Source organism: Limnohabitans sp. Hippo3, assembly GCF_003063665.1.
Taxonomy (GTDB): Bacteria; Pseudomonadota; Gammaproteobacteria; order Burkholderiales; family Burkholderiaceae_C; genus Limnohabitans_A.
This window is the reverse complement of the sequence record NZ_NESF01000002.1, coordinates 149,294-169,075: the sequence shown is the minus strand read 5'-3', so window position 1 is coordinate 169,075 and position 19,782 is coordinate 149,294. Positions and strand designations below refer to the sequence as shown.

Below are 19,782 nucleotides of genomic sequence, written 5' to 3'. Positions count from 1 at the left end.
CCATGCCGTCCGCCATCCCCCTGCCGTTTGAATGGCGTTCTCGGCGTCAAGCTCTGAGGCGCTTGGCGAAGGTGGCGGTCGTGGGCAGTGGTCTTGGCCTTTTGACCGCGCAGCCAGCGCTTGCGGGGGCACAGGTGGAGGAGCGTTTGTCGCATGCCGTGCGCACGGCCCTGAGCGCTGCCGTGGCCCATGCCGCGCCGCCCGATCCAGTGCTGGCCACTGCGGCTGACCAACAAGCTTACGCCGACTGGCTGGCCGCCACGAGCCGTCTCCTCGCTCGTTTCAAAAAGCCACCCCACAGAGCGGCAAGAGTTTTTGCAAACGCTGTGGTACGAAGCCCGCCGAGCCGGTTTGTCACTGTCATTGGTGCTGGGCCTGATCCAGGTGGAGAGCGCTTTTCGCAAGCACGCGGTTTCCCCTGCGGGTGCTCGGGGTTACATGCAGGTCATGCCTTTTTGGACCCGCTCGATCGGCGATGGCGATGCGAGCCGCTTGTTCCACATGCAAACTAACTTGAGATTTGGCTGCGTGATCTTGCGGCATTACCTCGACCGCGAGGGGGGTGATCTGTTCATGGGTTTAGGGCGTTACAACGGCTCCCGAGGGCAAGCGGCCTATCCCGATGCGGTGCAGACGGCCCAGCGGCGCTGGTTGCAGGCGGTGGACTGATCAGTCTTGCGTGGCGTGGCGTTGCACGCAGGCGATGTAGGACTCGCCATCGGGCATGCGGCCTGAGCGCTGGCTTTCATGAACCATGCGACCCAGGCATTCCATGGCCTGGTGGTGGGCATCGTGCAGGGAGTTGAGTCTGTGGGTCAGCAACTCCACCGCCTGGCGGATGCCACGGGGTTGGTCAATGCTGCATTGCTCGCTGATCGACAGGTGCATCGACAAGTGCAAAAAAGGGTTTTCCCGGTTCGGGTCGGCTGTGTGCATGTTGGCCAGTGCCGCGTCCACATCGGCCAGTTCGGCGTGGTATTCGGGGTGTTCCTCAATCCATTGGCTCACCAGCGTTTCCATGGGCTCGAGGGGAGCTGAGGTTTTGGCCTTGGCGTAAACACCGCAAAAAAAGCGCCGTACATCGGCTTGTGAAGGTTGGATCAGCATGGCAGCAATTGTCCTTCATGTCTGCATGGGGTTGCCTGCAATGGGGCCATGGGGCTCGGGCTCAGAGGCGCTTCGCTTTGCCACATCGCCCCATCCCCATGGCCCCATCGCAGGCATGATGGCACGGGTCAGCGGGCACCGAGTCTGTAGAGGGCATGGCCCTGTCCGCACGATGTGGCAAAGCGAAGCGCTTCTGAGCCCGGGCAGCGCCGCTCGTGCCCATGGCGGATTCAACACCTAGAATCAATTCAGCAATGCACTGAAACATGCAATAAAATGCATAAAACTTTCATCTGGAACCCTAAAACATGAACCAAGCCTACATTTGCGACGCGATCCGTACCCCTTTTGGCCGTTACGGCGGTGCTTTGAGCAGCGTACGCACCGACGACTTGGGTGCGGTGCCCCTGCGTGCCCTGATGGCCCGCAACCCCAAAGTGGACTGGGCGGCAGTGACCGACGTGCTGTACGGCTGCGCCAACCAGGCCGGTGAAGACAACCGTAACGTGGCCCACATGAGCAGCTTGCTGGCTGGTCTGCCGATCGACGTGCCCGGCGCCACCATCAACCGCCTGTGCGGCTCGGGTCTGGACGCCATTGGCACCGCCGCCCGCGCCATCAAGGCGGGCGAAGCCGGCTTGATGATTGCCGGTGGTGTGGAAAGCATGAGCCGCGCCCCGTTTGTGATACCCAAAGCCGAGAGCGCCTTCAGCCGCGCCAACGCGGTGTACGACACCACCATCGGCTGGCGCTTTGTCAACAAGCTGATGAAAGCCCAATACGGCGTGGACTCCATGCCCGAGACCGCCGAAAACGTGGCCACCGACTTCAAGATCGAGCGCGAAGCGCAAGACCTGATGGCCTACAACAGCCAGCTGCGTGCGGTCGCTGCCATCAAGGCCGGGCACCTGGCCCGCGAAATTGTGGGCGTGAGCATCCCCCAGAAAAAGGGCGATGCGATCATCGTTGACACCGACGAGCACCCACGTGAAACCAGCCTCGAAGCGTTGGCCAAGCTCAAAGGCGTGGTGCGCCCGGACGGCACCGTGACCGCAGGCAATGCCTCGGGCGTGAACGACGGCGCTTGCGCTTTGCTCTTGGCCGACGAAGCCACTGCCGCCAAAAACGGTTTGACCCCCAAGGCCCGCATCGTGGGCATGGCGACTGCGGGCGTGGCACCGCGCATCATGGGCATTGGCCCCGCACCCGCCACGCTCAAGGTGCTGGCCCAAACCGGCTTGACCCTCGACCACATGGACGTGATCGAGTTGAACGAAGCCTTTGCCGCGCAAGGCCTGGCCGTGCTGCGCATGTTGGGTTTGAAAGACGACGACGCCCGGGTGAACGCCTGGGGTGGCGCGATTGCCCTGGGCCACCCCCTGGGTGCATCCGGTGCCCGCTTGGCCACCACGGCCATCAACCGTCTGCAGCAAACCGCTGGTCGTTACGCGCTGTGCACCATGTGCATCGGCGTGGGCCAGGGCATTGCGCTGATCATCGAGCGCGTGTGAGGCATGGACCCCGGATCAAGTCCGGGGTGACATCTCCGGCCACCAGCCCCTTCGGGGGCTTTTTTGCGCCTGCTCGAGTTCTTCGGTGCTGACTTCGATGTCCAGCCGCAACAGCGCAGCGCCCATGGCTTTGCCCAGGTTGTCGAGGCGCAGGTTGTGTGCGCCGCCGCCTTGCAGGGCGCCGTGCAGCACGAACTTCAGGGCCAAAATGTTCGGCAAAGGCCAGGCGTCCAGTTGGCCTGGCAGCCAAGGCGCAAAGTGCGCCTGCACCTTGGCGGCAGTGACTTCGCGCTCCAGCAGGCGATAACCTGCTTCGTTCCAGGCGAACAGGCCAAAGTCCACCCAGTCGGCCTTGTCGCCGCTGCGGGCGTGGGCGATGCGGGCCAGGGGAATCTTCACAAGAGCGGTGTGGTTCATGCGTTGGGCTCCAGTATCTCCAGGCGGGCCCGGACCTGGTGGCGTGGGATCAGGGTGGGCCAGATGCCCAGCAATTCGCTGGCGCTGTTCATGCCCTGAAAGCCGCAGGTGTAGGCCGGGCCACTCAAAGCCATCCAGGGGAACAACCTGCCAAAGCCATCGGCCACGGCTTTGGAGGGCGTGCGCAGCACCATGCGCACCCAGATCTCGGCGCGTTCGTTCAACTCGGCCGCAGGCGGCAGGGGCGCCAGTGGGCCGTGTGCCGAGTTCAGCCCGGGGTATTCCACAAACAGCTCGTCAAAAGGCATTTGGCGTTCTTTCAATTGGCTGCGGATCATGCTTTCTGCCGCCTGCACCTTGTCCCACGCATCGGGCCAGGAAAAGCCCCAGCTGACCTCGGCCTTGAAGCCATCCTTGAAGCCTGCAACCACCTTGAGCTGATCGGTGGGCGCGCGGCCTTGGGCGCCGGTCAAACGCACGCGGTGTTGTCCTTCGTCGTGCAACTGGATCTGGCCCATGTCCAGCACCACATCGGGCGAAAAATAGGCGTGCGGGTTGTGCACTTCGTACAGCAGTTGCTGGCGCACGGTGTCGAAGTTGACCAGACCACCTGTGCCCGGGGCTTTGGTGATGTAGGCCGTGCCGTCGGGCCAGACCTCGGCAATCGGGTAGCCGATGTGCGCCAAGTCAGGGATTTTTTGCCAGCTGCCTTGGCTGCCAAAGTTGCCGCCGCTGCCCTGGCCTGAGCATTCGAGCAAATGCCCCACCGTCAGGCCTTGTGCCAGGCGGTGGAAGTCTTCGGGTGTGCTCGCATCGGCGAGCTTCCAGCCCAGCGCGTGCACCAGCGGCCCCAGAAACAGCGCCGCATCGGCCACGCGTCCGGTGATCACGATGTCGGCCCCCTGGTCCAGTGCATCCACGATGGGCTGTGCGCCCAGGTAGGCGTTGCCAAACACCAGCCGTTCGCGCACGCTGGCCACGTCGGCACCGTTCATCATGTGGTCATAACGACCTGCAGGGTCTTGCAGCAGGGGCAGCACGTCATCGCCACTCACCACCGCGATGCGCGGGTGCCAGCCTGCGGCGGCCAAAGCCTTGCGCACCGCCTGCGCCGCGCCCATGGGGTTGAGGCCGCCCGCGTTGCACACGAATCGGACGCCACGCGTTTGCATCAAAGGCCACAGGCGCAGCAGCATGGGCACCACATCACGGGCATAGCCCAAAGCGGGATCGCGCTGGCGGTCTTTTTGCAGGATGGCCAGTGTCAACTCGGCCAGGTGGTCACTGGCGATGAATTGCACCTGGCCGCGCTCGATGCTGGCAGCGACAGGCTCCCAGTTGTCCCCGTAAAACCCGAGCCCGGAACCGATGCGAATGGCATGTGTCATGAAGGGATATTGAAGCCTTGCGTATGAGTTCGAATGGGGGACAACCCCTAGGGAAAGTCTCGTGTAAGACATGCACAATCGCACGGTCGTTCGCAAATGCCTTTGCTCGGTGTCGTCACCGACAAAGCTGACCTGAAAGCGAACAGAGGCCAGACAGAAAAAACAAAAGGAGACAGGCGTGCAATTGCTGCAACTGCTGATCAGCGGTGTGGCCCAGGGTTGTATTTACGGACTCATCGCCCTGGGTTTCGTGCTGATTTACAAAGCCACCGAAACGGTGAGCTTTGCCCAGGGTGACCTGATGATGGTGGGGGCTTTTTCGGGCCTGGCCGCCATGACCTTGCTGGGCTTTCCGTTCTGGATTGCGGTGCCTTCCGCCATTGTGGCCATGGGTGTGTTCGGTGCTTTTCTGGAGCGTCTGGTCATTCGCCCCATCCTCGGACAACCCGCTTTTTCCATCGTCATGCTGACCATCGGTGTGGGCTATGTGCTGCGCGGCCTGATCACCATGATCCCGGATGTCGGCACCGACACCCACACCATGCCCGTGCCCTATGCGGGCGAGGTTTTGCGACTGGGCGGTTTGGTGATCGCCGCCGAGCAAATGGTGGTGATCGGTGCCACAGCCATCCTGTGTCTGGGCCTGTTTGCCATGTTCAAGTACAGCAAGCTGGGCATCGCCATGCAGGCGGCTTCGCAAAACCAGCTGGCCGCGTACTACATGGGCATTCCGGTCAAGCAGATCAACGGCCTGGTCTGGGGCCTGGCGGCATCGGTGGCGGCGGTGGCGGGCTTGCTGCTGGCACCCATCACCTTTGTGCACGCCAACATGGGCTTCATTGGCCTGAAGGCTTTTCCCGCTGCGGTGGTGGGGGGGTTTGGCAGTCTGCCCGGCGCGATTGTGGGGGGGCTGGTGATCGGCATCGTCGAATCGTTCTCGGGTTTTTATCTGCCCGAAGGCTTCAAGGACATCGCGCCCTACATCGTGGTCTTGCTCATGCTGGTGCTCAAGCCCAATGGTTTGTTTGGCGAGCAATTGCGCAAGAAAGTCTGAGGCCCCGGCATGCGTTTCATTTTCAAAACCGACTACAACCAGGACGTCAAGCTGGCCAAGCACGGCGGCCATGTGTTCTGGTACAGCCTTCTGGGCTTGTTTCTCGTGACCGCGCCCTGGGTGGTGCCTGAATACTGGCTGGCCCAGCTGACCTTTGTCTTGATCTACGCCGTGGTGGGCCTGGGCCTGATGCTGCTGGCGGGCTTCACGGGTTTGTTCTCGCTGGGGCATGCCGCCTTCCTGGGCGTGGGGGCCTACACCCAGGCCGTCATGGTCAATGCCGGGGTGCCGTTTCCGCTGGCGCTGGTGTGCGCGGGTTTGTTCTCGGCCATCGCAGGCGTCATCGTGGGCCTGCCTGCGCTGCGCGTCAAAGGCATTTACCTGGGCATGGCCACACTGGCCTTTGGCTTCATTGTGGAGGAAGGCATGGCCCGCTGGGAAAGCGTCACGGGCGGCAATGCGGGCCTGATGGTGGGGTATCCCGCCATTGGCAGCTGGACACTGGACACCACCGAGTCGTTTTATTTCCTGTGCCTGGTCGTGGCGGTCGGTGCCACGCTGGCCATCGTGAACCTGCTGCGCTCGTCCACGGGCCGCGCTTTTGTGGCCATCCGCGACTCCGAGATTTCGGCGCAAAGCATGGGCATCCACCTGGCGCGTTACAAGACCTTGTCTTTTGCCTTGTCGGCTGCGCTGGCGGGCGTTGGCGGTGCTTTGTATGCGCACAAGATCCAGTTCCTCTCGCCCGAGCAGTTCAGCATCATCCAGTCGATTGACCTCTTGCTCATGGTGGTGATTGGCGGCCTGGGCTCGATCCACGGCGCATTCCTGGGCGCGATTTTCCTGATCGTCATGCCGCAGTTGATTGCGCTGGGCAAGGACTTTTTGCCTGCGGCCATTGGCGGTGCGGCAGGTTTGCAGGGCACGGTCTACGGCATGGTGCTGATCGCTTTTGTCCTGTTCGAGCCCATGGGCCTGTATGGCCGCTGGCTCAAGGTGCGCACCTGGTTCCAGCTCTTTCCGTTTTACCGCCGTGGCCTGTTCAAGCGCCAGAAATCGTTCCAGAAATCGGACCGCCTGAAATGAACGCAGACACCCTTTTATCCGCCCAGGACCTGAGCGTGCGCTTTGGCGGCGTGCTGGCCGTGAACAAGGTCAGCTTCGACGTCAAGCGCGGCGAGGTCTTCACCCTGATCGGCCCCAACGGCGCTGGCAAGACCACCGTGTTCAACCTGATCAGCCGCATCTACACGCCCACCACGGGCGTGATCGACTACGCCGGGCCACAAGGCCCCTTGCGCCTGACCGAGCAGCCGCCGCACCAGATCGCGGGGCTGGGCATTGCCCGCACGTTTCAGAACATCGAGTTGTTTGAGCATGCCACCGTGCTGCAAAACCTGTTGATCGGCCGCCACACGCACCGCAAGACGGGGCTGTGGAGCGAGATGTTTTTCTCGTCCAAAACCCGTGCGGCCGAGATCGAAGCGCGTGAAAAAGTGGAAGAGGTCATCGACTTTCTGGACCTGCAGCACCACCGCGACTCGATGGTCGCAGGCCTGCCTTATGGCGTGCGCAAAGTGGTCGAGCTGGCGCGAGCCCTGTGCACCGAGCCGAAACTGCTGCTGCTGGACGAGCCTTCTTCGGGCCTGAACGTCGAGGAAACCGAAGACATGGCCTTCTGGATCTCGGACATCAAGAATGAATTGGGCATCACCGTGCTCATGGTCGAGCACGACATGAGCCTGGTGTCCAAAGTGTCGGACCGCGTGCTGGCCATGAGCCAGGGCGAAGAACTCGCCACTGGCACGCCCAGCCAGGTGCAAAGCGACCCGGCCGTCATCGAGGCGTATTTGGGCACGGTAGACGATGTGTCCAGCCTGCGCCGCGAAAACTACAGACCCGGAGGTGCCGCATGAGCGCCGCAACTTCAACCCTGAACACGGTGGCTGAGCCCGTGGCTGGCAAGGTGATGCTCAAGCTGCTCAACGTGGAGAGCGCCTACGGCCCGATCAAGGCGATCCGTGGCGTGAGCCTGCAGGTGCGCCGTGGCGAGATCGCCACCGTGCTCGGCTCCAATGGCGCAGGCAAGACCACCATCCTCAAAACCATCAGCGGCATCATCGACCCGCGCAAGGGCTCGATCGAGTTCAAGGGCCAGAGCATCACCGCGCAAGACCCGGCCATCATCGTGCAGCGTGGCTTGATGCATGTGCCCGAAGGCCGCGAGGTGTTCCCGCTGCTGTCGATTCGCGACAACCTGCTCATGGGCGCCTTCACCCGCAAGGACCGCGATGGCGTGGCCCGTGACATGGAGGCGGTATTCAACTACTTCCCCATCCTGCGCGAGCGGGCTGCGCAAGACGCGGGCTTGCTCTCGGGCGGGCAGCAGCAGATGCTGGCCATCAGCCGCGCCCTCATGGCCAACCCGGACCTGATCTTGCTGGACGAACCCAGCCTGGGCTTGTCCCCGAAGTTGACCAAGGACATTTTTGAAATCGTGGTGCGCATCAACCGCGAGCGCGGCACCACCATCTTGCTGGTCGAGCAAAACGCCAACATGGCGCTGAACGCCTCGGACTACGGTTATGTGCTGGAAAACGGCCGCATCGTCATGGAAGACAGCTGCGCCCGTTTGCGTGAAAAGGACGACATCAAGGAGTTCTATTTGGGCATGAAGGAAGAGGGCGTGCGAGCCGACCGCCGCTGGAAAAAGAAGAAGACCTGGAGATAAGACATGAGCCAACTCTGGGACACCTCCGGCATCACGCCGCAAAAAAATGTCGTCATGGCGGGCGAGACCATCCCCGCCATTTTCTGGAACGCGGTGGCCGCGCGTGGCCCGAATGTCTGGATGCGCCAGAAGGACCTGGGCATCTGGCGCAGCTGGACCTGGAACGAGACCGCGCAAGCCGTGCGAGAGATCGGCCACGGCCTGATGGCGCTGGGCTTTGAGGCGCGGCACACCGCCTCCATCTTGTCCAACACCAACATCGAATGGGTGCTGTGCGACCTGGCTGTGCTCAGCGCAGGTGGCGTGTCCAATGGCATTTACCCGACCGATGCGGCCGAGCAGGTCCACTACCTGTGTGAAGACTCGGGCACCCGCGTGCTCTTTGTCGAAGACGACGAGCAGCTCGACAAGGCCTTGGCCGTGCGCGAGACCTTGCCCTTGCTGCAAAAAATCGTGGTGTTCGACATGGAGGGTTTGCGCGACTTCCACGACCCGATGGTCATCAGCCTGAAACAGCTGCAGGCCTTGGGTCGCGAACACGCTCAGCAACACTCGGATGCGTTGATGCAGCGCAGCGCCGCTTGCCAACCGGAGGACCTGGCCATTTTGGTCTACACCTCGGGTACCACCGGCAAGCCCAAGGGTGGCATGCACAGCCATCGTGGGCTGGTCTACACGGTGCGCGGCTACAACACCCTGATCGCCCGCGATGAGCGCGACGAATGCATGTGCTTCTTGCCGTTGTGCCACATTGCCGAACGCATGGGCGGTGAGTATTTTTCGCTCTACACCGGGGCCAAACTCAACTTTGTCGAGAACCCCGAGACGGTGCCCGAAAACGTGCGCGAAATAGCGCCCACCGTGTTCACGGCCGTGCCCCGCGTGTGGGAAAAGTTTTACTCGGGTGTGATGATCGCGCTCAAGGAAGCAGGCAGCTTTCAACAAGCCGTTTACGGCTGGGCGATTGGCGTGGGCCAGCAGGTGGCCGATTTGGTGCTGGCGCAAAAGCCGGTGCCTGCCAGCCTGAAACTGCGCTTTCATCTGGCGCGGCTGTTGGCGCTCAACAACGTGCGCAAACTGATCGGCATCCACCGCGCACGCTTTTTGGTCACGGGTGCTGCACCCATTTCACCCGAATTGGTGCGTTGGTACCTGGCGCTGGGTGTGCCCATGCTCGAAGTCTGGGGCATGACCGAGACCTGCGGTGCGGCCACGGGTGTGCCTGCTGACCGCATCAAGCCCGGCTCGATTGGCCCGGCCGCCGAGTACAACGAAATGCGTCTGGACCCGGTGACCAGCGAGATTCTGGTGCGTGGCCCCAATGTGTTCATGGGTTACCTGAACCTCCCCGAGAAAACCGCCGAGACCATCGACGCCGACGGTTGGCTGCACACGGGCGACGTGGGCGTGGTCGATGAGGAAGGGTTTTTCCGCATCACCGATCGCATGAAAGACATCATCATCACAGCCGGGGGCAAGAACATCACCCCGAGCGAGCTGGAAAACGAACTGAAATTCTCGCCCTACGTCACCGATGCGGTGGTGATTGGCGACAAGCGGCCCTACTTGACTGTGATCATCATGATCGACCAGGAAAACGTGGAGAAATACGCGCAGGACAACGACGTGCCTTTCTCCAACTACGCCAGCCTGACGCACAGCGCCGAGGTGCAGTCCCTGATCCAGGCCGAGCTGGACCGCGTCAACAAGAAGTTTGCCCGCGTCGAGCAGATCAAGAAATTCTGGCTGCTCGACACGCAACTGAGTGCCGAAGACGAAGAACTGACCCCGACCATGAAGCTCAAGCGCAAACTGGTCGAGAACAAATACGCGCCCCAGATCGAGGCGATGTACCGCTGATTTCATCACCCATCATCACCACAGGAGACCTGCACCATGAAACTCAAACTCAGTCTTGTCGCTGCTGCGATGGCCCTGACCGCTGGCGCGGCCATGGCCCAAACGCAGGGCGTGTCCAAAAACGAAATCGTGCTCGGCTCCATCCAGGATTTGTCGGGCCCGCTGGCCGGCTTTGGCAAGCAGGTGCGCCTGGGTATGATGCTGCGCGTGGACGAAGCCAATGAGCAAGGCGGCATCAATGGCCGCAAGTTCAAGCTGCTGGTCGAAGACTCGGCCTATGACCCGCGCCGCGCCGTGCTGGCCGCGCAAAAGCTGGTCAACCAGGACAAGATTTTTGCCATGATCGGCCACATCGGCACCGCGCAGAACATGGCGGCGATGCCTGTGCAGTTTCAGAAGAACGTGATCAACTTCTTCCCGGTCACGGCTGCGCGTGAAATGTACGAGCCCTTCCACAAGCTCAAGTACTCCTTTGCCGCCACCTATTACGACCAGATGCGCCTGGGCGTGCCGATCCTGGTGAAGGAAAAGAACGCCAAACAAATATGCGCCATGCACCAGGACGACGAGTTCGGTCTGGAGGTGTTCCGTGGTGCGGAGGCGGGCCTGAAAACCATCGGCATGCAGTTCGCCGAAGTCACCACCTACAAGCGCGGCGCGACCGACTTTGCATCGCAAATGCAAAAACTGGCTTCGTCCAAGTGCGATTTCGTGGTCATGGGCACCATCATCCGTGAAACCATTGGCGGCATCGCCACCGCACGCCGCCTGGGCTTCAACCCCACCTTCCTGGGTTCGAGCGCGGCCTACACCGACCTGATCCACAAGCTCGGTGGCCCTGCCATGAACGGCTTTTACGCCACCATGTCGACCCAGCACCCCTATCTGGACGAGGCCTCGCAGCCCATCCGTTTCTGGGCCAACAAGTACAAGACCAAGTTCAACGAAGACCCCACCGTGTTCTCGGTGTATGGCTACAACGCCATCGATTCCTTCTTGCGCGCGGTTGAAAAGTCCGGTGCCAATGTGACGACCGAAAGCATCATCAAGGCCATGGACACCATGGTGATCCCACCCGATATCTTTGGCACGTCCGAGATGACCTTCAGCCCGACCAAGCGCTTGGGCAGCAATGCGTCGCGCATGTCGCAGATCACCGACGGCCGCTGGAAAGTGACCTCGGACTACTTCAGCGACAAGAAGTAAAACCTGCAGCGCCCGCTGCACAAAAAAACCGCCAGTGCCCGAGAGGGCCTGGCGGTTTTTTCTTGAGCGTTCCAAGTGCCCAGGGGGCTGTCATCCCCCAGCGTTGGAACGGCGGCGTCGCAGTGCCACACGCACACGCCAGCCGAGTTTGACCAGCCCATAAGCCACTGCGGCGCCGCCTACGCCAAAAATGCCCATGCCCAGCAGCACCGGGCCGCCGACTTCTTGCAAGCCGCTTGCCCAGCCCGTGTCTGGCCCATTGTCTGCGGACATGGGCGTGCCCAGGAACAGGTTGCCGACGGGATAGGCCAACCACAGCCAGAAACCGAAAGTCAGTGGGTTGGTCAGCATGGTCATGACGGCCGCTGCCGGAATGTTGCCGCGCCACCAGGTGCAGTGGGCCGCAGCGACAAAGGTTTGACCCAAGGGGATCACGAAGGCCCAGAAAGTGCCAATGGCCACGCCCCGTGCCACCGACTCGTGTTGAAGCCGCCACAGCTGGGGGTGCAGCAGCTGGTGTGCCACCGGGCGCAGCCAGGCGTGTTGCGCCAGGGATTCGCGGGTGGGCAGCGCTTTTTGTAGGGAGGCTCTTAAGGTGTGGAAAACAGGCATGACGCGTCCAGTGTGTCGATGGGCGCATGTTGCCTGCCGGGTCCTGGTGGAAACAGCAAGAAATTTCAGTGTGACATTCTTGTTTTTTAGGAAAGAAATATCGTTTTATTCAATAAAAATAAAGACCTTCAAACGGCCGTGCAGGCCAAGTGTCCGGATTCATGCGCTGGGCAGTTGGCAGGTCGGTCCGGCTGATCGGTGTTTTCGATAACAAAAGAGGAATTTCATGGAAACCATTGCCCCCCTGTGGCTCTGGGCCACATTTGTGGCCATTGTGCTGGTGTCGCTGTTCGTGGACTTTGTGGTGCTCAAAAAGCAGGGCGCCCATGACATCGGCGTCAAGGAAGCGCTCAACTGGTCCCTGATCTGGATCGCGCTGAGTTTTCTGTTCAACGGCTTGTTCTGGTGGGCCATCAAGGACACGACCGGATCGTTGGAACTGGCCAACACCAAGTCGCTGGAGTTCCTGACCGGCTACTTGATCGAAAAATCATTGGCGGTGGACAACATTTTTGTCTTCCTGATGATCTTCACCTACTTTGCGGTGCCCACGAATTTCCAGAAGCGTGTGCTCATGATCGGCATCATCGGCGCCATCGTGCTGCGCACCGTGATGATCCTGGTCGGTGGCTGGCTGCTGGCCGAATTCCACTGGGTGCTCTATGTGTTTGGTGCTTTCCTGATCCTCACCGGTGTGAAGATGTGGTGGGCGGCGGGCAAAGAGCCTGACCTGGAAGACAACCCGGCCCTCAAGTTGCTGCGCAAGGTGCTGCCTGTGAGCAAGAACTACGACGGTGAAAACTTCTGGACGGTGGAGAACGGCAAGAAAATCGCGACCCCACTGTTCATGGTGATCTGCCTGATCGCGCTGACCGATGTGATCTTTGCGGTGGACTCGATCCCGGCGATTTTCGCGATCACCTCGGACCCCTTCATCGTGCTGACCAGCAACGTGTTCGCGATCCTGGGCTTGCGTGCCATGTACTTCCTGCTGGCGGCGGTGGCCAACAAGTTCCACCTGCTCAACTACGGCCTGGCCGTGATCCTGGTGTTCATCGGCACCAAGATGTGCCTGATCGATGTGTTCAAGATCCCGGTGGGCATCTCGCTGGCCGTGGTGGTCGGCATCCTGGCCACGACCATGCTGCTCAGTGTGCGTTCAGCCAAAGCCTGACACGCGGTGTTCGTGAACCAGCCTCCAGGGCCCTAAGCCCTGGGGGCTTTTTCACATCTGGAGCGCACGTCTCAATGGGCTGCGTCGCTGGCCTGCAAGAGCCGCTGTACGAGCGGGTGCTGCACTTTCTTTTCGGTGCCGATGGCAAAAAAGTTTTCCTTCACCCCTTCGCAAGGTCCGAGGCGTTGCACATCGTAGTGCGCCAGCAACTCGTCGTGCACCCATTCGGCGGCTGGGAACACGCCCATGCCGCTTTCGCCAAAGGTCTTGAGCAAGGCGCTGTCTTCGAATTCGCCCACGATGCGTGGCTGAATGGCGTGGTGTTCAAACCAATGGTCCAGCCGGGTGCGCACGGCGGTGTGGCCGGTGGGCAGCAGCACAGGCACCTCGGCCAGGCTGGCCGGAAATTTCTTCTTGGCCGATTTGACCAGCGCCGCGCTGCCGTACCAGGACACGGCGGACGAGCCCAGTGCGTGGTTGTAGAGCTTGATGTTGGCATTGCCCGGTGCAGGTCGGTCTGACAGCACCACGTCCAGGCGGTGCAGGGCCAGGTCGCCCAGCAGGTCGTCGAACTCCCCCTCGTGGCAGAGCAAGCGCAAATGCGGCTCGCCCATCACGGGCTGCATCAGGCGGCGCACCACCAGTTTGGGCAAACCATCCGAGATGCCTGCGGCCAGCCGCACGGTGGGCGAGCTCACCGCGTCGCGCACCTTGGCCGGCAGGTTTTCGCCCAACTGAAAAATCTGATCGGCTTGCTGCATGGCCGCCAGTCCTGCATCGGTCAAGGACAGGCCGCGCCCGGCGGGTTTGAGCAGGGCATAGCCCAGCGAGCGCTCCAGCTCCCGCACCTGGGCGCTAACGGTTTGTACCGCCATGTCGAGCTTGTCGGCCGCCCGTGTGATGCCGCCTTCCTTGGCCACAACCCAGAAGTAGTACAGGTGCTTGTAGTTGAACGTGGTGCGCATGGACAGAATTTTTGAGAGGGTTGATCAGCGATTATCTGCTTTTACCAGATTCATGGCAGCCGTAAAGTCAGTCCACATTTCACCTGCATTCCGTGGGCTGCAGCGTCTGGTTGCCCTCTGCGGCCGAAGGGCGTGCGTTGCCAGACGGTGCGGTGGAATGGATGAAGGTTTGATTCACATGTTGCGCTTGTCCAAATTCAAAGGAATCACCATGAAATGTCCCACTTGTGCCGATACCCCCCTCGTCATGGCCGAGCGCCAAGGCGTCGAAATCGATTACTGCCCATCCTGCCGGGGCATCTGGCTGGACCGGGGCGAGCTGGACAAACTGCTGGACCGCGCTGCAGCGGCCGCCCCTGTGCCCGCAGCACCGCAGCAGCCCACTCAGCCAGCACCAGGCATGCAGCGCCCGCAAGCTTACGGTGACGGGCGTTATGGCTACGGCGACCGAGACGGCTACAAACGCAAAAAGTCCTGGTTGCACGAAATTTTCGACTGAGTTTGCACGCCCCACCCACCCGTTGTTGCACAGGCGTCTGCTGTCGGCTCTGCGATGGCGCGGTGGGCTGGGCGCTCAAATGCCCAGTTGTTTGGCAGCCAGCTCTTTCATGATCTCTTCGGCACCGCCGCCGATCATCATGACTTTGACCTCGCGGTAAACCCGCTCACTCACGGTGCCGCGCATATAGCCCATGCCGCCGAGCATCTGCACTGCAGCATCGGCGCAAAACTGCATGGTTTGGGTGGCATGGTTTTTCAGCAGGCACACCTGCGCCACCCACTCGGCACCGGTTTGTCCTGCATCGGCTTGCTGCGTCACGGCATCCACCCAGGCCTGGGTGGACGAGATGCGCATTTGCATGTCCATCAGCTTGTGGCGAATTGCCTGCCGCTCGATCAGGGCCGCACCAAAGGTCTGGCGTTGGCGACTCCAGGCCAGTGCTTCGTCATAACAAGCCTGGGCAAAACCCAGTGCCATGGCCGACATGGCCAGGCGCTCGCCATTGAAGTTGCCCATGATCATCTTGAAGCCCGCGCCTTCGTCGCCGATGCGGTAACGTTGGGGCACGCGCACGCCGTCAAAACGCAGCTGAGCCGTGTCCGAACTGTGCCAGCCCATTTTGTGTAGGCGTGTGCGCGAAATACCGGGTGTGTCGCCCGGCACCACGACCATCGAAATGCAGCTGGCACCCTTGCTGGCCGGGTCGGTGCGCACGGCCAGCGTGATCCAGTCGGCGCGCAGGCCCGAGGTGATGAAGACTTTCTCGCCGTCGATCACGTAGTCCGCGCCATCGGCGCGGGCGGTGGTGCGCAGGCTGGCCACATCCGAGCCGCCACCGGGCTCGGTGATAGCCAGTGCCGCGATGCGTTCGCCGCGCAGCACAGGCGGCACCACTTCGGCCTGCAGTTCGGCGCTGCCGTGCGCCATGACCGGCGGCAGGCCGATGTTGAGCGAGAACAGGCTGGCCATCACGCCACCGCTGCCGCCGTAACGCGCCAGGGTTTGCGACAGCAGGTTGCGCGCACGCCAGGGCGCGGGTGTGCCACCCAGGTGTTCGGGATAGCCCAGGCCCAGCAGGCCCAACTCGGCGGCTTGGGTATAAAGTGATCGATCAAACTGACCAGCTTCTTCCCACGCGGGCACATGTGGGGCGATGGCTTGTTTGGCAAAGCGCTCCACCGTGGTTTGCAGGCCTTGCAGTTCTTCGGCGGTGAATGTGGGTGAGATGCCGGCGGTGTTCATACAGCGTCCTTCCATTGCACCAGCAACTGGCCGGGACCCACCTGTTGGCCCACGCTGGCCAAGACGCTGTGCACCACCGCATCGCGTGGGGCGCTCAGCGTGTGTTCCAGTTTCATCGACTCGATCACCAGCACGGCATCACCCTGTTGGACCGATTGGCCTTCTTGCACATGCAGTGCGATCAGCTTGCCGTTGAAGGGGGCGCGCAACGATTGCGCGGCTTGCGCACTGGTGCCTGTGTTCGGGGGGTTGTAGCTTTGTTCGGTGAGCCACAGCTCAAGGTTTTCGGGGCCTTGCAGCTGCACATGCCACTGCGTGGTGGTGTTCGTGCCTCGGCATTTCACGGCACGGGCGTGCCAGCGGCTGCCGTTCAGGTCGATGTGCAGCAACTCAGCGCTGCGCTCCACGCGGGCCTCGTGTGTGGCCTCGCCTGTCTGGACGCGCACTCGGCCTTGCCCGAGTTCCTGCAAGTTCAGCGAGAGGGTGTCTGAGCCCAGCCCCAAGCGCACCGGTCGCGTGAAGGGGCTGGGCATGGTGGTTGCAGGCGCTTGGTTGGTATACAACACAGCCAGAGCGGACACGGCACGGGCATCGCTCGTCGCCTGCAGGCTTTGGCGCACCGCATCGGCTTGTTCGGCCAGGAAAGGGATCAAGGCCTCGCCCGCGCGGAACACCGGGTGCTGCAAACACGCGGCCAAAAACGCCCGGTTGGTGGGCAGGCCCAGCACGGCCGTCTGGTCCAGGCCTGTGCGCAGGCGGTCGATGGCTTCTGCGCGGGTGGGCGCGTGCGCGATCAGCTTGCCCAGCATCGCGTCGTAGTGCGGCGTGACCACGCTGCCCACCTGCAATGCATGGTCAAAGCGCAAACCTGCAGGCGCAGTAAAGACTTGCACCGTGCCGGTTTGCGGCGTGAAGTTTTCGTCCTCGGCGCACAGCCGCACTTCGATGGCGTGGCCTTGCAGCTGCACATCGGCTTGTGCCAGCGGCAGCGCTTCGCCGCGTGCGATGCGCAGCTGCCACTCGACTAAATCGAGGCCGGTCAGCATTTCAGTCACCGGGTGTTCCACCTGCAGGCGGGTGTTCATCTCCATCAGATAAAACGGCTTTTCGGCTTGTGCTTCGTCCAGCAAAAACTCCACCGTGCCCGCGCCCACATAGCCCGCCGATTGCGCCAGCGCAATGGCCGCCTGGCCCAGCTGCTCGCGCAGTGCGGGGCTGACGGCTGGGCTGGGCGATTCTTCGATGATCTTTTGGTGGCGGCGTTGCACCGAGCAGTCGCGCTCACCCAGGTGGATGCAGTGGCCGTGTGTGTCGGCCATGATCTGCACCTCGATGTGACGGGGCCGCAGCAAGGCGCGCTCCAGCAGCAAGTCGCCGTTGCCAAAACCGGCCAGAGCTTCGGAGCGGGCGCTGTGCAAGGCGGGCAGCAGCTGGGCCATGTCGGTCACCAGGCGCATGCCACGCCCGCCACCTCCGGCCACGGCTTTGACCATCAGCGGCAAGCCCAACTGCTCAGCTTGTGCAGTGAAGGTGGCATCGCTTTGGTCCGCGCCAAAGTAGCCCGGCAGACAAGGCACGCCGTGCTGCAGGGCCAAAGCCTTGGCGGCCGACTTGCTGCCCAGGGCGCGGATGGCTTCGGGCGGCGGACCGACCCAGGTCAGACCTGCATCGATGACCGCTTGGGCGAACTCGGCGTTTTCGCTCAGGAAGCCATAGCCCGGGTGTACCGCGTCAGCTCCGCTGACCTGCGCTGCCTCCAGCAGCTTGTCGATGCGCAAATACGAATCGGCCGATAGCGTACCGCTCAAGGCAACGGCCGTGTCGGCTTCTTGCACATGCAGGGCGTCGCGGTCGGCGTCTGAATAAACGGCCACCGTCTGGATGCCCATCTGGCGGGCTGTGCGGATCACGCGGCGGGCGATCTCGCCCCGGTTGGCGATCAGCAGGCGGGTGACGGTTCGGTTCATGGCTGGCCTCCGGTAGCTTGGGCCCAGGGTGCTGGCTGTTTGCGTGCAAACGCGGCCAGGCCTTGGGCGGCTTCGGCACTGCGCAAGCCACTGGCAAAAGCCTGCGCTGCGGTATCACGCAAGTCGGGCACCGGGCCGCGCAAGCTGCGCAGCAATTGTTTGGTGCTGGCCACCGCGCCGGGCGCGGCGCGCAAGAGGCGCTGCAAAGTCGCTTGCCAAGCTGCATCGCTGCCCTCTTCGATGACTTCGTGCACCAGACCCACTTGCAGCGCTTGCGCTGCGCTGTAGCTCAGCCCTTGCAGCAGGCATTGGCGTGCGGCGCTCTCGCCCAGGCGTTGCCACACAAATGGCGCAATTTGCGCAGGCGGCAAGCCCAGCGTGACTTCGGGCGTGCCCAGCACCGAACGCGCTGTGGCCACCACATGGTCGGCGCAGCACACCAGGCCAAAGCCGCCGCCCATGGCCGCGCCATCGACCCGGCAGACCAGCAGCTGGGGCAGGGTGCTCAAGGCATGCAGCAGGTCACCAAAGCTGCGGTTCATGGCGAGCAGGGGGTCGGTTTGCCCGTCCCGCAAGGGCTGACCGATCAGGCTGGCAAAGCCACCCAAACTGCCGCCTGCGCAAAAGGCCCCGCCTGCGCCAGTCAGCACCACGATGCGCAGTGCGCTGTCTTGTGCGGCCCGCGCGCAGGCACTCAGCAAGCCGTCCAAGATGGCGTCGCTCAAGGCGTTGCGCGTGGCCGGGTCGTTCAGGGTCCAGGTCTCGACCGCGCCCTGGCGTTCGATCAACAAAGTGCTGCTCATTTTTGGGGCCGCTTGGTAATGCCCATCATCTTGGCCAGGATGCCCAGCATGACTTCGTCTGCGCCGCCGCCAATCGAGGCCAAGCGCCCATCGCGGTACATGCGCGAGACCTTGTTTTCCCAAGTGAAGCCCATGCCACCCCAAAACTGCAGGCAGGTGTCGGGCACGGTGCGGTTCAGGCGTCCGGCTTTGAGCTTGGCCATGGTGGCCCATTCGGTCACGTCTTCGCCCGCGATGTAATGTTCGCAGGCCTGGTAGGTCAGGGCGCGCAGGCTTTCCACCTCGGCCTTGAGTTCGGCCAGCTTGAACTGCACCCACTGCTGGTCGGCCAGCGTGCTGCCAAACAGCTTGCGCTCTTGCGCCCACTCCACCGTCCATTGGATGCAGTTGGTCAGTGACTGCAGGGTGCTGGCCGCGCACCACAGGCGCTCCTCCTGAAACTGTTGCATTTGGTAGATGAAGCCTTGACCTTCAGCCCCGATGCGGTAGCGCTGCGGCACCCGCACCTCGTCAAAATAAATCAGGCCCGTGTCGCTGCTGTTCATGCCGATCTTCTTGATCTTCTTGCCCACTTCGATGCCGGGCCTCAACTTGCCGTTTTCGCGCATGGGCACCATGACCAGGCTTTTGTTTTTGTGAATCGGTCCTTCGCCCGTGTTGACCAACATGCACATCCAGTCGGCCTGCAGGCTGTTGGTGATCCACATTTTTTGCCCGCTGATCACATAGTCGTCGCCGTCCTTGCGGGCCACGGTCTTGATGCCCGCCACATCGCTGCCCGCACCGGGCTCGCTCACGCCGATGCAGCCCACCATGTCGCCCGCAATGGCCGGGGCCAGAAACTGCGCGCGCAGTTCATCGCTGCCAAAACGCGCCAGCGCGGGTGTGGCCATGTCGGTCTGTACGCCAATGGCCATGGGAATGCCGCCGCAGTCAATGTGCCCCAGCGCTTCGGCCATGGCCAGGCTGTAGGAATAGTCGAGGCCTGCACCGCCAAAGGCCTCGGGCTTGGTCAGGCCCAAGAGCCCCAAGTTGCCCATCTTCTTGAAGACCTCATGCGCAGGGAAAATTTCTGCGGCTTCCCATTCGTCCACATGGGGGTTGATTTCAGATTCGATGAAACGCTTGAGCGTGTTCTGGATCTCGCGGTGCTCGTGGGTGTATTGCATGGCTTGTCTCCTGGTACTTTGTTGGGTTATCTGTTATGCCGGCTGACGCCAAGGTCTGTCATGCCGGGGATGAT

Annotated in this window: 18 protein-coding genes and 1 pseudogene; 10 read left to right on the top strand and 9 right to left on the bottom strand. The window is 62.1% G+C overall.

Going from position 1 to position 19,782, the window contains the following annotated elements; translation table 11 throughout:
• Window positions 1–2 precede the first annotated feature (2 nt).
• Window positions 3–669 (top strand): annotated as a pseudogene (locus B9Z34_RS05200) (transglycosylase SLT domain-containing protein).
• Here B9Z34_RS05200 and B9Z34_RS05195 read toward each other — a convergent pair.
• A complete protein-coding gene (locus B9Z34_RS05195; protein WP_199220075.1) occupies window positions 670–1,104 on the bottom strand; it encodes a DUF1841 family protein in 435 nt (144 codons plus the stop codon). It abuts the pseudogene before it with no gap.
• Window positions 1,105–1,415: 311 nt separating this feature from the next.
• Here B9Z34_RS05195 and pcaF point away from each other — a divergent pair, with 311 nt between their 5' ends.
• Window positions 1,416–2,618 carry a 3-oxoadipyl-CoA thiolase gene (gene pcaF, locus B9Z34_RS05190; protein ID WP_108427044.1) on the top strand — a complete coding sequence of 401 codons (1,203 nt, stop codon included), beginning with the start codon at window positions 1,416–1,418 and terminating at the stop codon, window positions 2,616–2,618.
• Between the two features lie 15 nt (window positions 2,619–2,633).
• Here the strand turns inward: pcaF and B9Z34_RS05185 are convergent, their stop codons facing one another.
• Complete coding sequence (locus B9Z34_RS05185; RefSeq protein ID WP_108427043.1) at window positions 2,634–3,035, bottom strand: hypothetical protein; 402 nt, start codon at window positions 3,033–3,035, stop codon at window positions 2,634–2,636.
• On the bottom strand, window positions 3,032–4,423 hold the full coding sequence (locus B9Z34_RS05180; protein WP_108427042.1) for an acyclic terpene utilization AtuA family protein: 1,392 nt from the start codon (window positions 4,421–4,423) through the stop codon (window positions 3,032–3,034). Before B9Z34_RS05180 ends, B9Z34_RS05185 begins: the two co-directional genes overlap by 4 nt.
• Window positions 4,424–4,601: 178 nt before the next feature.
• Here B9Z34_RS05180 and B9Z34_RS05175 point away from each other — a divergent pair, with 178 nt between their 5' ends.
• The 6 genes from B9Z34_RS05175 to B9Z34_RS05150 are packed head-to-tail and all read left to right on the top strand — an operon-like array spanning window position 4,602 to window position 11,274.
• Window positions 4,602–5,477 carry a branched-chain amino acid ABC transporter permease gene (locus tag B9Z34_RS05175; RefSeq protein ID WP_108427041.1) on the top strand — a complete coding sequence of 292 codons (876 nt, stop codon included), beginning with the start codon at window positions 4,602–4,604 and terminating at the stop codon, window positions 5,475–5,477.
• A gap of 9 nt (window positions 5,478–5,486) precedes the next feature.
• Complete coding sequence (locus B9Z34_RS05170; RefSeq protein ID WP_108427040.1) at window positions 5,487–6,563, top strand: branched-chain amino acid ABC transporter permease; 1,077 nt, start codon at window positions 5,487–5,489, stop codon at window positions 6,561–6,563.
• Window positions 6,560–7,393, top strand: a complete 834-nt coding sequence (locus B9Z34_RS05165; protein WP_108427039.1) for an ABC transporter ATP-binding protein — start codon at window positions 6,560–6,562, stop codon at window positions 7,391–7,393. The genes B9Z34_RS05170 and B9Z34_RS05165 overlap by 4 nt, the downstream gene beginning before the upstream one ends.
• Window positions 7,390–8,208, top strand: coding sequence for an ABC transporter ATP-binding protein (locus B9Z34_RS05160; protein WP_108427038.1), 819 nt, complete (start codon window positions 7,390–7,392; stop codon window positions 8,206–8,208). Before B9Z34_RS05165 ends, B9Z34_RS05160 begins: the two co-directional genes overlap by 4 nt.
• A gap of 3 nt (window positions 8,209–8,211) precedes the next feature.
• Window positions 8,212–10,068, top strand: coding sequence for a long-chain fatty acid--CoA ligase (locus B9Z34_RS05155; RefSeq protein ID WP_108427037.1), 1,857 nt, complete (start codon window positions 8,212–8,214; stop codon window positions 10,066–10,068).
• 36 nt (window positions 10,069–10,104) lie between these two features.
• Window positions 10,105–11,274, top strand: a complete 1,170-nt coding sequence (locus tag B9Z34_RS05150) for an ABC transporter substrate-binding protein (protein WP_108427036.1) — start codon at window positions 10,105–10,107, stop codon at window positions 11,272–11,274.
• Between the two features lie 90 nt (window positions 11,275–11,364).
• Here B9Z34_RS05150 and B9Z34_RS05145 read toward each other — a convergent pair whose 3' ends face one another.
• Window positions 11,365–11,886: a DUF2062 domain-containing protein gene (locus tag B9Z34_RS05145; RefSeq protein ID WP_108427035.1), complete on the bottom strand. Its 522-nt coding sequence runs from the start codon at window positions 11,884–11,886 to the stop codon at window positions 11,365–11,367.
• Window positions 11,887–12,112: 226 nt separating this feature from the next.
• On the opposite strand from B9Z34_RS05145, the gene B9Z34_RS05140 reads away from it, so the two are divergent.
• Window positions 12,113–13,060, top strand: coding sequence for a TerC family protein (locus tag B9Z34_RS05140; protein WP_108427034.1), 948 nt, complete (start codon window positions 12,113–12,115; stop codon window positions 13,058–13,060).
• A gap of 71 nt (window positions 13,061–13,131) precedes the next feature.
• Here B9Z34_RS05140 and B9Z34_RS05135 read toward each other — a convergent pair whose 3' ends face one another.
• Complete coding sequence (locus tag B9Z34_RS05135) at window positions 13,132–14,025, bottom strand: LysR family transcriptional regulator (protein ID WP_108427033.1); 894 nt, start codon at window positions 14,023–14,025, stop codon at window positions 13,132–13,134.
• 211 nt (window positions 14,026–14,236) lie between these two features.
• Between B9Z34_RS05135 and B9Z34_RS05130 the strand changes: the two genes are divergently transcribed.
• Window positions 14,237–14,524: a zf-TFIIB domain-containing protein gene (locus B9Z34_RS05130; RefSeq protein WP_108427163.1), complete on the top strand. Its 288-nt coding sequence runs from the start codon at window positions 14,237–14,239 to the stop codon at window positions 14,522–14,524.
• A 75-nt stretch (window positions 14,525–14,599) separates the two neighbouring features.
• Here the strand turns inward: B9Z34_RS05130 and B9Z34_RS05125 are convergent, their stop codons facing one another.
• Genes B9Z34_RS05125 through B9Z34_RS05110 form a run of 4 tightly spaced genes read right to left on the bottom strand, consistent with a single transcriptional unit; the run spans window position 14,600 to window position 19,708 of the window.
• Window positions 14,600–15,769, bottom strand: coding sequence for an acyl-CoA dehydrogenase family protein (locus tag B9Z34_RS05125; protein ID WP_108427032.1), 1,170 nt, complete (start codon window positions 15,767–15,769; stop codon window positions 14,600–14,602).
• Window positions 15,766–17,736, bottom strand: coding sequence for a biotin carboxylase N-terminal domain-containing protein (locus B9Z34_RS05120; protein WP_108427031.1), 1,971 nt, complete (start codon window positions 17,734–17,736; stop codon window positions 15,766–15,768). The genes B9Z34_RS05125 and B9Z34_RS05120 overlap by 4 nt, the downstream gene beginning before the upstream one ends.
• Window positions 17,733–18,539 carry an enoyl-CoA hydratase/isomerase family protein gene (locus B9Z34_RS05115; RefSeq protein ID WP_108427030.1) on the bottom strand — a complete coding sequence of 269 codons (807 nt, stop codon included), beginning with the start codon at window positions 18,537–18,539 and terminating at the stop codon, window positions 17,733–17,735. Before B9Z34_RS05115 ends, B9Z34_RS05120 begins: the two co-directional genes overlap by 4 nt.
• Window positions 18,536–19,708 (bottom strand): acyl-CoA dehydrogenase family protein, encoded by a 1,173-nt coding sequence (locus B9Z34_RS05110; protein WP_108427029.1) that lies wholly within the window; start codon window positions 19,706–19,708, stop codon window positions 18,536–18,538. Before B9Z34_RS05110 ends, B9Z34_RS05115 begins: the two co-directional genes overlap by 4 nt.
• Window positions 19,709–19,782 lie beyond the last annotated feature (74 nt).